At 63.7% G+C, this 13691-nt stretch carries 13 protein-coding genes and 1 pseudogene; 2 read left to right on the plus strand and 12 right to left on the minus strand.

Annotated features, from left to right (window positions below; all coding sequences use genetic code 11):
- Nucleotides 1-2: 2 nt before the first annotated feature.
- The 9 genes from CH286_RS04940 to CH286_RS04980 all read right to left on the minus strand — a co-directional run bounded on the left by CH286_RS04940 (nt 3) and on the right by CH286_RS04980 (nt 9042).
- A complete protein-coding gene (locus tag CH286_RS04940) occupies nt 3-1028 on the minus strand; it encodes a LacI family DNA-binding transcriptional regulator (protein WP_242640294.1) in 1026 nt (341 codons plus the stop codon).
- A gap of 45 nt (nt 1029-1073) precedes the next feature.
- Nucleotides 1074-1724, minus strand: coding sequence for a nucleoside/nucleotide kinase family protein (locus CH286_RS04945; protein ID WP_032405685.1), 651 nt, complete (start codon nt 1722-1724; stop codon nt 1074-1076).
- Nucleotides 1714-2652: a PfkB family carbohydrate kinase gene (locus CH286_RS04950; protein WP_094608515.1), complete on the minus strand. Its 939-nt coding sequence runs from the start codon at nt 2650-2652 to the stop codon at nt 1714-1716. Before CH286_RS04950 ends, CH286_RS04945 begins: the two co-directional genes overlap by 11 nt.
- Entirely contained in the window at nt 2633-3415 is a 783-nt protein-coding gene (locus CH286_RS04955; RefSeq protein WP_032376277.1) for an ATP-binding cassette domain-containing protein, read from the minus strand. Before CH286_RS04955 ends, CH286_RS04950 begins: the two co-directional genes overlap by 20 nt.
- Nucleotides 3412-4401, minus strand: coding sequence for an ABC transporter permease (locus CH286_RS04960; RefSeq protein ID WP_032376276.1), 990 nt, complete (start codon nt 4399-4401; stop codon nt 3412-3414). The genes CH286_RS04955 and CH286_RS04960 overlap by 4 nt, the downstream gene beginning before the upstream one ends.
- Nucleotides 4402-4435: 34 nt before the next feature.
- A complete protein-coding gene (locus CH286_RS04965) occupies nt 4436-5434 on the minus strand; it encodes a substrate-binding domain-containing protein (RefSeq protein ID WP_032405682.1) in 999 nt (332 codons plus the stop codon).
- Between the two features lie 310 nt (nt 5435-5744).
- A complete protein-coding gene (locus CH286_RS04970; RefSeq protein WP_037154087.1) occupies nt 5745-7328 on the minus strand; it encodes a carboxylesterase/lipase family protein in 1584 nt (527 codons plus the stop codon).
- Nucleotides 7325-7927 (minus strand): TetR/AcrR family transcriptional regulator, encoded by a 603-nt coding sequence (locus CH286_RS04975; protein ID WP_037154089.1) that lies wholly within the window; start codon nt 7925-7927, stop codon nt 7325-7327. The genes CH286_RS04970 and CH286_RS04975 overlap by 4 nt, the downstream gene beginning before the upstream one ends.
- 128 nt (nt 7928-8055) lie before the next feature.
- Nucleotides 8056-9042, minus strand: a complete 987-nt coding sequence (locus CH286_RS04980) for a YihY/virulence factor BrkB family protein (RefSeq protein ID WP_371832155.1) — start codon at nt 9040-9042, stop codon at nt 8056-8058.
- 140 nt (nt 9043-9182) lie between these two features.
- On the opposite strand from CH286_RS04980, the gene CH286_RS04985 reads away from it, so the two are divergent.
- Both CH286_RS04985 and CH286_RS04990 read left to right on the plus strand, forming a co-directional pair.
- Entirely contained in the window at nt 9183-9353 is a 171-nt protein-coding gene (locus CH286_RS04985) for a CsbD family protein (protein WP_027495724.1), read from the plus strand.
- A gap of 271 nt (nt 9354-9624) precedes the next feature.
- Nucleotides 9625-10248 (plus strand): GAF and ANTAR domain-containing protein, encoded by a 624-nt coding sequence (locus CH286_RS04990; protein ID WP_249305040.1) that lies wholly within the window; start codon nt 9625-9627, stop codon nt 10246-10248.
- A gap of 118 nt (nt 10249-10366) precedes the next feature.
- On the opposite strand, the gene CH286_RS04995 is transcribed toward CH286_RS04990, so the two are convergent.
- The 3 genes and pseudogenes from CH286_RS04995 to phnE form a co-directional block, all read right to left on the minus strand.
- Nucleotides 10367-11164, minus strand: coding sequence for a DNA-formamidopyrimidine glycosylase family protein (locus tag CH286_RS04995; protein ID WP_094608517.1), 798 nt, complete (start codon nt 11162-11164; stop codon nt 10367-10369).
- 45 nt (nt 11165-11209) lie between these two features.
- The gene (locus CH286_RS05000; RefSeq protein ID WP_094608518.1) at nt 11210-12226 is read right to left on the minus strand and encodes a zinc-binding dehydrogenase; all 1017 of its coding nucleotides are present in this window, start codon (nt 12224-12226) and stop codon (nt 11210-11212) included.
- Nucleotides 12202-13689 (minus strand): annotated as a pseudogene (gene phnE / locus CH286_RS05005) (phosphonate ABC transporter, permease protein PhnE); the annotation flags it as partial. The gene CH286_RS05000 and the pseudogene phnE, both read right to left, overlap by 25 nt.
- Nucleotides 13690-13691 lie beyond the last annotated feature (2 nt).

The raw sequence follows: 13691 nt of genomic DNA on the forward strand, positions 1-13691 counted from the left end.
TCCTATCTTTCGGGTGCGGCCGGTATTCCGGCCGAGGTTGCGGCGCAGCCGCAGGAATTGCGATGGTTGAACGTGGTCGGAACTCGGATCGACCGAGGCGTCTCGTCCCGCCCCTCGATTCGATTCAGCAACAGGTCGGCTGCGGTTCTTCCTATCGTCTGTACGTCCTGAGCAGCGGCTGTCAGGCGAGGCTCGAACAGATCGGACCATTCGAAATCGTCGTAGCATACGAACGCGAGATCCTGCGGAATCGACAAACCAAGGGCACGAACGGCTTTGAGTGAACCGATCGTCATCGAGTTGTTCATCGACACCAGTGCCGAGGGCCGGTTCGAGCTCGACATCAGTGCACGTACGTGCATCTCGGCCACCTCGACGTTGGACCTACCATCGAGGATGAGCCCAGGATCGAGGTCGACTCCCCGATCGGCGAGCGCGCGGGCATAGCCGTCGAACCGTTCGTTCGTGGAGGAGATTCCTTCGATTCCGCGGACGATCGCGATGCGTCGATGGCCTGCATCGAGGAGGTGGGCGGTGAGCTCGTAGGCCGAGGCGTCGTTCTCCGGACCCACCTGATCGCACGGAAGATCGAGCATCCGGTCGATCAACACCAGAGGGGTACCACTACGCACGATCTCCGGAATGGTCGTCGACTCCGATCCTGCTGCGGGAGCGAGGATCATGCCGTCGACCTGACGGTCCAGCAGGGAATCGGTCACTCGCCGCTCGGACAACGGCTCGTCGTGCGAATCACCGAGAATCAACACGTATCCGGCCTCGGACAGTCGTTGCTCGACGGCGTGTACCAGGCTGCCGAAATAGGGATTGGTCAAGGCGGCGATCGAGAGCCCTACCGTATTGGTTCGGCCCGCGGCGAGCGAGCGGGCAACGACGTTGCGGCGGTAGCCGATCTCGACAATTGCCGCGTCGACGCGTTGGCGGGTGGTCGGGTTGACGTTACGGGTGCCGTTGAGAACGTGCGAGACAGTCGACACCGACACTCCTGCTATGCGGGCGACATCGTCCATCGTGGGCACGTCAATCGGCCCAGCGCTGTCGGGTCCGCGAAGCCGTCATGTCAGACGCAGGATTCGATCGGCGCGGCCTGCGGTCGACCCGATCAGTTCCGCATTGCGTTCGTCCGAGCCCAGTGCCCAGAACTCCGCGTCCTCGTGCGACTTTCCGTAGGCCTCGTGCCGAGCTACCAGGCGCTCGTGCCGAACCCTTGTGTGCGGAGCCAGAAACCAGACCTCGTCGATCATCGACCGCGCAGCAGGCCACGCGTCGGACTCCATCAGCAGATAGTTGCCCTCGGTGACCACCAGCGGAACAGTCGACGGAACCGGGATGGCCGAACCGATGGACTCCTCGATCTCGCGCCTGAACCTCGGTGCGTACACGATGGGGTCACCGGGTCGCTGGTCGTGAATCGCCGCGATCAATCGCGCGTATCCACCGTCGTCGAACGTGTCGTGTGCACCTTTGCGGTCGAGCCGGCCCAGGTCGATCAACACCTCGTTGGCCAGATGGAACCCGTCCATCGGAACCAGTACCGCGCGCTCCGGCCCGAGCGCGTCGACGAGTTGCTGCGCCACCGTGGACTTTCCGGCACCGGGCGCGCCGGTCAGGCCGAGTATGCGCCGTTCTCCGGCGACGGCGAGTCGCCCGGCCAGCTCCACGAGCTCTCCGAGTGTCGCTCTCTGTACGTCCTGATCAGTGCTCACCGTTGTCGCTTTCGAGTCCGTCGGTAGTGGAGTGTGGCAGCGGAAGTTCGTGTAGCCATGCTCGGGGTCCGACCACCGAACAGCGAAGGGCCGCAACGCGAGCCGACCTGTCGATGCGCTCGGCCAGAGAGCCCGACTGCGTCGAGTAGTAGGCATAGGCACCGTGGAAAGCATCTCCGGCACCGACCGTGTCGACCGCTGTCACCGGCTCCACATCGACCGAGCCGGACGACCCCTCGGCCCACCATTCGACGGGCTCGCTGCCGTGGGTGGTGACGACGGTATGCACGCCCGCTCCGACGAGTGCCGCTGCAGTGGTAGCCGTGTCGGAGTTGCCGGGGGTGCGAAAGTCCGCCGAGCACACCATGTCCGTGGCATGCGGGATCAGCTCGCTCATCACCGGCTTCCACCGGCCGGCGTCGACGACCAGGGTGGTAACCCGCGCCGCCGCATGTTCCGCGGCGGCGCGGGCGATCAAGGGGTGGTGCCCGTCGACGAGGACGACATCGGCACCGGCCACTACCGTCTCGAGATCCTCGGGCGGTGGAACTTCGGAATGCACGGCGTCCGCCGAGACGACCGACCGGTCGCCGGTCGATTCGATCACCGTCACCGCCGAGACGGGCACCGACCTGCTGGTGCCCAGGGCCGCGTCGAGCACGCGGACGCCGAACGCAGCCAGATCGGCTTTGACCAGCTCGGCCACCGGGTCGTCGCCGAGTGCGGTGACGAGCACGGCCGTGCCGCCGAGTGCGGCGAAGGTGACGGCCGCGTTGGCGGCCGGCCCTCCCGCCGCGACGAACTGCACACTGGACGTGATCTTCTCGTTCGGTGCCGGAGCGGCCGACACTCGATGGATGACGTCGAGTGTGGCCAGTCCGACGAAAACTCCTACCGGAGAATCCCTTTCAGACGCCTGCGCGTTCATCGTCGGTCGGCTCCTCCGCACCGGTCATCAGCGCAACGACCTCGGACATGGTGCGGTTCTTCGGATCGACGACGCCCGCGCGCTTGCCGAGGCGGTGAATGTGAATTCGATCGGCAACCTCGAACACGTGCGGCATGTCGTGGCTGATGAGCACCACCGGTATGCCGCGGTCACGAATGGTTCGGATCAGATCGATCACCATGCCCGATTCCCGCACGCCGAGCGCGGCCGTCGGCTCGTCCATGATGATCACTCCGCGTCCGAACGCCGCTGCCCGGGCAACTGCCACGCCCTGACGCTGACCACCGGAGAGGGTCTCGACTGCCTGATTGACCGACTTGATACCGATCTTCAGATCCTGCAGATGCTTCGACGACTCCTCCCGCATCCTCGGCATGTCCAGACGCCGAAAGAGGCTGCCGCTGATGCCCTTACGCTTGATCTCGCGTCCCAGATAGACGTTCGAGGCGATGTCGAGCGCCGGAATGACGGCCAGGTCCTGATAGACCGTCTCGATGCCGGCCGCTCGCGCGTCACGCGTGTTCTTGAACGACACCGGCGATCCGTTCATCAGGATCTCACCCGAATCCGGAATGACAGCCCCGGCCAAAGCCTTGATGAGACTGGACTTTCCGGCACCGTTGTCGCCGATCACCGCCAACACCTCACCGGCCCGCAACTCGAAATCTGCACCGTTGATGGCCGTCACGCTGCCGTAGGTCTTGACCAGACCACGCGCTTCCAGAGCGAGGGGGGCATTCACTGTGACCTCCTACGTGCGAATTGATCGACGGCCACCGCGACGATGACGAGAATGCCGGTCGCGACGTTCTGGTACAGGCTGTCGACGCCTGCCTGCGTGAGCCCGTTGCGCAGCACACCGACGATCAGAGTTCCGATGAGAGTCCCGATGACTGTCCCGCGGCCACCGAACAGGCTGGTTCCACCGATGACAACCGCAGTGATCGTTTCGAGGTTGGCGTTCTGATAGGCGTTCGGATCGGCGTTGGGGATCCGTCCGAGCGCTGCCCATGCTGCGATCGCTGCGATGACACCGGTCACGATGTACACCGAGAACAGCACGCGACCGGACTTGATGCCGGATCGGTCCGAGGCCTGCGGACTCCCGCCGACAGCGTAAATATGCCTACCCCAGGATGTTTGGGACAGGGCGTACCACATCACTGCGTACACCAGCAGCATCACCACCACGCCGTAGGTGGTGGAGAAACTGCCGATCTTGAACGAGGTACCCAGCAGCGTCAGTGGTCCGCTCGGCACCTGGTAGGTCTCGGAGCCGGCCAGCAACCTGGTGGCTGCTTGGATCGCAGTGAACGTGCCGAGCGTGACGATGAACGGTGGCAACCGCAGCATCGTCACCAATCCGCCGTTGATCGCGCCGAACGCAACGCACACGGCGAGCGTCGAACCCAACGCTACGACCGGTCCGTTCGCCCCGGCCGACTGTGCCATCACGATGGTTCCCATCACCGCGACCGCACCGATCGACAGATCGATACCGGACGTGAGGATGATCAGGGTCTGGCCGACGGCGAGAATGCCGACGACCACAGACTGCTGCAGAATCAGAGAGACGTTCTGCGGGTTGAGGAACGAGCTCGAAATCGAGCTGAACACGATGATGGCAATGACGAGTGCGGCCAGCGGCCCAAGCAGCGGTTCACGCAGGATTGTGCCCACGTTGAACCGGCTCGGTGCCTTGGGAGGCGCAGCGGTATCGGTACTCACGAATCAGATCCCTGTGTTCGCCGGTACTTCGCGATCAGCCCCAGCAATTCGCTTCGCCCCACGCGGTGTCCTGGGATTCGATGCCGGCTACCGGCTTGTCGGTGACGAGCTGCGAGCCGGTGTCGTTGAATCCACTGGGCTTGGTGCCGTCCTGAGCGAACTTCACGACCGCGTCGACGCCCTGCTCGGCCATCTTCGCCGGGAACTGCAGCACCGTTGCGCCGATGATGCCGGACTTGACGTTCGCGATGCCGGTGCAGCTACCGTCGATGGAGCCGATGGTGATCTGATCTGCGCGGCCGGCGGACTGAATTGCCTGGTACGCACCTGCTGCGGCGGGCTCGTTGATCGTGTAGAGCGCGTTGACGCCGGGCGCACGCTGCAGCAGGTTCTCCATGGCGGTCTGCGCCTTGGTCTGGTCGCCGTTGGTGTTCTCCTGGCCGACGATCTCCGACGAGCTGTCGGTCAGGCCCATTCCCTCGAGGAAGCCGTCGTGACGGAACGTGTCGACAGTGCCGCCTGCGGTGCCGTCGAGCATGATGACCTGCGGCGCTGTGGTTCCGAGCGTGCCCTTGACCCATTCGCCCTGACTGACGCCTGCCGCCTTGTTGTCGGTCGCGAACGTGGCGTCCACCGCGTCCTCGGGGTCGGTTGCAGTGTCGAGGGCGATGACGACGACACCGGCGTCACGTGCCTTCTTGATCGCGTCGAGCACTCCGGTCGACGAGTTCGGGGTGATCAGAATTCCCTTCACACCCTGTCCCACCAGGTTCTCGATCGCTGCGACCTGTCCTTCGTTGTCACCGTCGAATGCACCCGCCAGAGCCACCAACTCGGCACCACTGGAATCTGCCTGCGCCTGAGCGGCCTCGCGCAGCTTCACGAAATACGGATTGGAATCCGTCTTGGTGATGAGACCGACCTTGACGCTGTCCGAGTCCGAGCTGCTGCATGCGGTCAGGCCGAAGACGAGCGAACCGGCCATGAGCACGGTCCCGATCGTCAGCGCAGACTTCCGACGGTGATTGAACATGTGGACTCCCTTGTCCCCTAGCCACGCGGTCGCGTCGCTCGATTGCAGGAGCCTAAGGCGCATACAAGCGCTTGCGCATGCGCTTTCGCGAAACAAACTCGGAGTCTTTTCTGACCGACCGGCTGACCGGTTCGTGACGGGGGTCACGCTTATCGACGCCGCCGCCCTAGTTCTCGCCGCCCCAGTTCTCGCAAACGCGCTCGCGTTTGCCATCCGCGCGCGAACCAGTGCCCGATCGGCTAGCTGTTCCGCCCGCATCTGACAAATGCGCGCGCATCTGCGGAGTCGATCGATCGTCGGCCCACGCCTCTCAGCGCGTGAGTGTGTTCCAGAAGTCGCAGTGATGCTCGGCATCGGCGTCGATCACCGAGATGTTGTCGGAGACGAACTGCAGCACTGGAGTGGCGGTGTCGGTAGTGCGCGGCCACAGCGGCGCACCGTCGGCACTGGGAGTTCCCGTATGGGCGAACGAGGTGAGGTACGCGATCATCGTTCGGGCGAGGTCGTGCTGCGCCGGAGTCTTCAGCAAATCGTGACCGGCAATGTCGAAGAAATACGGCATGTCGGTTGCGTGAGCCGCGTCCTGTGGCACACCCGATGCGCCGACACCGCTGACGTCGGCGGTCCCGGTATCGGCGAACTCGTACGAATACACCGGCGCATCCGCTGCCAGCGCTCGGTTGTTTCGGTACGTGGGGCACGACCATCCGGCATCGGTGGTTGCCGACGCCCATGCCAGCGCCGCGGACGGAAAGTTCTGCAGCGGATACAGATCCGCGACCCGTGCGGCATCGGAGCCGAATGCATCGGAAAGGAGGGTGGGGTAAGAATCGGCTGTCACCGTGCTCGGGTCCGCCAGCAGCGCGCCCCCGACGAACGAATTCTGTTCAGCCCGGTTCCCGCCGGAGAACACCGGAACATCGAGCGCTGCACCGGCTTCGACGGCACGCGCCGGATCGGCGGGGAGCAACTCGGTATCGTAGGCGAGGTCGTCGGAGAAGTTCTGTCCCTGCGCAACCAGGGAGTCGATGGGCAGAGCCCGCAGACACTCGAGGGTGTTCGAGCCCGAGCAGCCCAGCTGCTTCGCGACTTCGATTCCGGTCGCCTCATTGTCTGCAAGCGAAACGTACGGCCGCTGTTCTGGCACACCCGGGTAGATCGAGTCGGCGGGAAAGTCCAACGCACACGAGCCCGACATGATGGCGGCCTTGTCCACCAAGCCCTGCGCCGCAGGCGATGTCAACACAGCGCACGCCGCCATACCGCCTGCGGATTCTCCGAATACGGTGACGTTGTCGGGGTCTCCCCCGAATGCTGCCGCATTGTCGTTCACCCACCGCAGGGACTGAATCTGATCGGCGAACCCGAAGTTACCGGACCCGCGCAGACCGGGTAGGCCCAGATAACCGAGCATGCCCAGTCGGTAGTTCACCGTTACCACGATGACATTGCCCTCGGAAGCGATCCGTTGAGCTTCGTAGGCAGAGCCCGATCCCGACGTGAACCCGCCGCCGTGCCACCACACCATCACCGGCAGTGGATCATTCGACTTCACCAGCGGCGTTGTCACATTCAGGAAAAGGCAGTCTTCGTCCGTCGACGGTGCGCCACCGGACTCGGTCGAGCTCTGCGGACACTCCGAACCGGCCACGGTGGCGTCGGAGTCAGCACGGGACATCGGAAGAGGTTGCGGCGGTGCCCATCTCAGATCACCGACCGGAGGCTCGGCGTACCTGATCCCGAGAAACTGTCGTGTGCTCTCGGTGCCAAGGCCGTGCACGGTTGCCGTGGTCGTGGCGACGTCGAGGGGTGCGTTGTCGGATTCGTCCGAGGTCGACGCGCACCCGGCGAGCACCAGAAGGACTGCACCGAGGGCGATCAGCAGCCTCCTCATCGGTCATCCGATCGTGTTGCAGCGTCGAACGTTCGGCGCAATTCGTCCGCAAGCACCTCCGCATCGTCGCCCGCCCCGACTCGCCACACTGCCGCGTCCAGAGCGGCGCGAATCGTCATCACCATGATTCGTGTATCGAATCGGCGGAATTCACCACTGCGCTGACCCTCTTCGAGCAGGGCATGGACTTCGAGCATCTCGGCTCCGTGCTCGGCTCGTTCACCGCGGACAGGGACCGCGGCGAAGATGGCCGACAACGCCTTCATGTGCCTCGGATACGCACCGTAGAACGCGACGCTGCCACTGATGAACTGCAACAGGGCTTCTCGACTCGACCCCGCCGCGCGTACGAGAGGACCGACCTCCGCTTCACCCAGTGCGTACACCAGCCGAACGACACCGTCGAGAAGCTCCTCGCGACTGCCGAAGTGGTAAGAGATAACGCCGCGGCTGATGCCGGCACGCTCTGCTATGCGCACGAACGACGCCTTCTCGACACCTGCTTCCGCGATGACGTCGACAGCGCATTCGATCAGCTGTTCGCGACGGGCGTTCTGAATGAACGTGGGTTCGGGGCGGTCCGCCTTGGCAGAGGGCATGAGCCCTACTTTAGCACCGCTGGATAATTTTTCCCAGCTATGTCAGACATTCGCAGGTGCCGCCAGTGTCCACAATTCGCATCCGAACACGGGATCCCGCTCGCGAACCCGAATAGTGGACGCTCAGGTCACTTACTCGGCGAGTCGTCCCCCGCTACCGAATCCGGCTCGTCGTAGGTGACCGTGATGTCCTGGAATCCCTTGTTACGCTGCGCTTCTGCTTGGCCGGTGTAGGAGTTCTTGTCCCCTTCGGTGAGTTCGACGTTGTCGGTGAACGGCGTGAGCAGCGCTCGGGGATGCAGGTGATCGACCCTCACGGCATTGATTTCGATGCACAGCACGATCAGCACCGATGCGACGTACAGAAAGCCCAGCAGACCGAGGACGATCGCGAAGATTCCGTTGGCGGCGCTGGCATTGCCGACGACGTAGCGAATGTAGATTCCGCCGAAGGACTGCAGCGCCTGCCAGATCACGGCGGCGATCGCTGCACCGGGCAGCACCTCGCGAACACTCAGTGCACGTGCGGTTCCGATGCGAAACGCTGCTGTGAAGACCACGACGTTGACGATCACCGCACCGATCAGTGCCAACGCACCGCCCGCGAACCCGAACACACCCGAGGACGCGACTCCGTTGAGGACGGTCAACCCGATGATTGCCGTGCCGACGGTGCTCAGGAGCAACAGCCCGCGCAGGCGTCCCTTGATCGGATCAGGTTGCTCGTTTCGGGGCACCGACCACGCGGTGTTCATCGCGTACTGGGCGGCCAGCGACACTCCGAGTCCGCCGTACAACGACCCGACGACGCCGATGACGATGGCGGTGGTTCCGCCGCTCAGGCGATCGGGCTGACCGAGTTGGTCGCCGATCACGGGGATTTGGCTCATCGCCGAATCGATGATTCGGGTCTGTAGTTCCGGATCGCCGGCCAGCACGATCCCCAACACCGTCGTGAACAGCAGCAGAAGCGGAAACAGTGAGAGGAACGAGTAGTACGCGATCAGAGCTGCGAGATAACCACCTCGGTCGTCGAGAAATTTGTACAGCACTGCCAGCGGAAAACCCGCCGACGGGTGTTTGCGCTGATAACTGTCCACTTTGGCGACCATCATCGGTCGAATGTATCCACAGCCGTCGTCGTGGAAACGTCGGCGGTATGTGTGACCTAGATCTCTACGTGCACACGTGCGCTTCGGACGGGAGCACTCGACTAACTCATCAGTACCAACCCAGGACGAGGAAAGGAACTCACATGAGCTTCATCGACAAGGCCAAGAACGCAGCAGAAGACGCCATCGGCAAGGCCAAGGAAGTTGTGGGCGACGCCACCAACAACAAGGACCTCGAGGCCGAGGGCAAGAAGGATCAGGGTTCGGCAGGTGTGAAGAAGGTCGGCGAGAACATCAAGGACACCTTCAAGTAATTCTTTCCGCCGAGGGGACCGTCGATCGCACGATCGACGGTCCCTTCTGCTTTTGCACCTGTATAAAATGCACAGAACCGGCTGTAGCGGTCGGCAGGGCGTCCAGCAGACGGCGCATGTTCATGGACCTGTCCGGCGGACGACGGCAGAGGTCCCATGCGAGAGGACAGTGTGAATGTCGCAACAGTCGACCGATAGGCACCCTGCCAGTACGTCCCATGCATCGTCGCTTGCCGAGTTCGCTCGGTCACTCCGCGACACCCGTCGTTCCATGCCCGAGACGATCAGTGAAATTCTGCGTACTGCGATTCGGCTGATCCCAGGAGCCACCGTCGGTTGCGTCACGACGGTGAGCAAGGGTGAGCGAACCGTCGTGGCGTCCACCGATCCTGTTGCCGAGGAGCTGTGTCGACTTCAGTACGAGCTCGACGAGGGCCCGATTCCCACCGAGGTCCGACATTTCGACGTCGTCGTCTCGGACGACCTCACGTCCGAACCGCGATGGCCGGAATTCGCCGTCCTTGCCGTCGGCGAAGGTTTCAAGTCACTGGCCGCATTTCAGCTCTACAGCAATGCCGATGACCTCGGCGCGTTGGTTTTCTACAGCGACGAACCCGGGGCTTTCGACGCCGATGCCGTCGAGATCGGTGAGGCGCTCGCCGCCCACGCCGCGATCGCGATGCTCGGTGCCCGCGACAACGAACAGTTCCGTGCAGGATTGGCCAGCCGCGACATCATCGGCCAGGCCAAAGGGATGATCATGGAACGCTACGATCTCGACGCGGTACAGGCCTTCGAGCTGCTCGCGAAGCTGTCGCAACAACAGAACCTGCCGTTGCACAGGGTGGCTCGCGATCTGGTCGAGACCGATCACCCGACCAACTCGACCTTCTGACCGGCCCCCCAGGTTTCGATTTCCGCGTACGAGGAAGCCTGTGGGTGGTACCGGCTCACAACACGCGATACCCGCGGGCGGTTATGTCGTTGAGCCAACAGCGATCGACCGCTCGTCGCTAATGCTCCGGTTGGCATCTCGGACACCACCAGGTTCGACGCCGATCGGGGTTACCGGGGACCTCAGCGACCACCCGAACGTGCGTCCCACATCGCAAACATGGCTTGCCTGCTCGTCCAGCGACCCAGTGCGAGCGTCCTCGTCGTGTGTCGCCGGTGGTGACCTGCATCGCTCCCGGAACGGACGCGGAGTGACGCATCGCCCGCTCTAGCAGCGCGACCAATTTCTCGGCATCCACGTCACTCGACCGAGTCCACGGCCACAGTCCGCGTAGGAAACACAGTTCGTTCGCCCATAGATTGCCGGGCCCTGCTATCACCTTCTGATCGAGCAGAGTCGCGATGATCGGCCGATCCGTCTGAGCAACCACGTTGGCCACCGCCGTGTCGGTATCGAACGTCGGCTGCAGCGGGTCCGGACCCAGATGCGCAACCAGGACATTCATGTCGGGTGTGAAGCCGTAGTCCACTACCGGCAACAGAATTCCGTAGGCGGTGGGCCCATCGACCACGGCCAATTGCACGCGAACGTCCGGACGCACACGCTGCGGAATCGATCGACCGGCCCGTACCACCGTCCACGAACCGCTCATCCGCAGATGTGTATGCAGCGTTGTGCCACCATCGAAATCGGTGAACAGATGCTTCCCATGAGTTCGATGCGCGACGACGGTTCGCCCGGCCAGATTCTCCACCGCATGTGCCGGCACGTTCAATCTGCCGGCCCGTAAGGTGGTGCCGTCCAGGGCTCGACGCAGCCTCGCGGCCAGCGCGAACACGGTGTCACCTTCGGGCATGCCTCTGGTGTATCCCTACTTCCGGATACGCAATCCTGCGTTCCGCTACGGCGCAACCGAGGATCGAAGGATGCCCGACGGCGTCGGCCGCAACACCGACGCGAGTTCCGTCAACGGAACCGGCGCCTCGACGAGGGCTTCCCACGGATACTTCGCGCCGATGTCGTGCAGGAAGGCAACGGCCTGATCGAGATGCCGCGGTTCGTAGTTGTGAACGCCGGTGACCGTCAGCCAGTTTCGGACCACTGTTTCGGGGTCGACGGTAATCGGTGGACCCGGCGCGACGGAACCGGCGAGCACCAGGCGGCCGCCGACATCGAGTCTGCCCAGCGCAGCCTGTACAGCGGGCGACGAACCGGAGAAGTCGATGGCCACATCTGTCGGTGCACCATCGTCCTCGCAGGCTCCGAATTCACGGGCTCTGTCCTGCCGCTCGGGGTCTCGATCGAGCACGCGGACCGTCGCACCTCGCTCGGTGGCCGCTGCCGCAGCAGTGATGCCCAGCATTCCTGCGCCGACGATCAGTACCCTTCTGCTGTCGAGAGCACCCGCCGCCTCGAGAGCCGCCATGACCGTGGCCGTCGCACACGCAGCCGGTGCGGCGACGGCGTCGGGCATGGTCTCGGGAACACGAGCCACAGCGGTACCGCGAGGAAGCACGATGTGCTGGGCGTAGGAGCCACTGAGAACCCAAGCCCCTTCGGCAGATTCGTGCCCTACCTTGCGCACGGCCGAGCATTTGGCCGTGAAACCTCTGTCGCATCGGCTGCACCGGCCGCACGGCACGGTGACCGACCATACGATTCGATCCCCCACCTCCGCAGGGGATGTCACATCGCCGACGTTTACCACGTGGCCGACGGCCTCGTGCCCGAGTACCGACGGGCACGCACCGGTCCGGCGTCCCGACACCGTGTGCAGATCGCTCCCGCACACCGTCGCGAGATCGATGCGGACCAGCAGGTCACCCGATTCGAGTGTGGGAATCTCGATGTCCCGCATCTCGATTCCGTCACCCGTCCATAGTGCAGCCCGTGTCACACCAACAGCGATCTGATCCACCCGGAGATCCTTTCCACGATGTACACGACGACGAAGATCACCAGAACGATGGCACCGGCAACATCGAAGTTCAGTGTCCTGATGGACTCGAAAAGAAGGAAGCCGATACCGCCCGCACCCACGATCCCCAGGATGGTGGAGGTACGGATGTTCACGTCGAGCAGATACAGACTCGACCCGACCATCGACGGAATGGCCTGTGGAACAACAGCACTCAATGTCCGATTCCACCAACCGCCACCGACCGACGCGACGGCCTCGAGGGGGCCGGGATCGATCTCCTCGATGGCGTCGGCGACGAGCTTGCCGAGAAACCCGACGGATCCGATGGCCAGTGCGCAGGTTCCCGCCACCGGACCCAATCCGAGCGCCGCGACGAACACCACCGCGAGAATCAACTCGGGAACGGCCCGCACCAACAGAATCCAGGACCTCGCGCACCAATACACCACGGGATGCGGAGTTGCGTTGCGTGCGGCCAGGACTCCGATGGGTATCGACAACACGATCCCGATCGCGGTGGCCACAACACCGATGGCGATGGTCTGGACGGCGGCGTCGAGCAGGTCCGATCCCAGGGACGAGAAGTCCGGTGGGATCATTCTTCCGAACACTTCGACCGACGGCCCGATCCACGTCAGCAGCGACCGCGGATCCAATTCGAGCACCACGAACGACGACACCACCGCGACGACGAGCACCGCCGACGCTCCGATCCGCATCACTCGATCGCGCTGCGGACCGGCAGCGGACGGAACCAGCAGCATGCGGCGAAGAGCCATGGCCGCCAACTCCATTGCCGCGATGATCACCAGGATCACCAGCACGATTCCGAGAGCACGCGGGTAGATCAAACCACGCAGGGCGTCCTGCAGTGCGAAGCCGATACCGCCTGCCCCGACGAAGCCGAGGACCACCGACATGCGTAGGTTGATGTCGATCCGGTAGACGAACGCTCCGATCCATGCCGGAACGACCTGCGGTACAACCGCATTGATCATCTCTCGAAAGTAGCCCGCCCCGGCGGCGCGCAGTGCCTCGCGCGGCCCCACGTCGGTCTCCTCGATGGCATCGGCGAACAGTTTGCCGAGCATGCCGATCGAGTGCAGCGCGAGGGCGAGGATGCCGGGCAGCACCCCGATTCCCAGCGCCCTGACGAACAGCACCGCGAACAGCAGGTCCGGCATTGCCCGGCCGAAGGTGATGATCGCACGAGCGACACTGTGCAGCATCGGATGCGGCGAGGTGTTCCGCGCGGCGAGAAAGGCCAACGGAACCGAGACGATCGCCGCAAGCACGGTGCCGAGCACCGCCATGAGCAATGTTTCGACGGCGAGTGAGACGATCCGGCCGGTGTCGTCGACGCGAGGCGGCAGCATACGTTCGACAAGGTTGCCGACGTCGTCGAGACCGTCGAGCAACGTGGTCGGCGCGAAGTCGATGTACCCCGCCGAGAGCACCGTGA

Source organism: Rhodococcus sp. WWJCD1 (genome assembly GCF_002258735.1).
Taxonomy (GTDB): Bacteria; Actinomycetota; Actinomycetes; order Mycobacteriales; family Mycobacteriaceae; genus Rhodococcoides.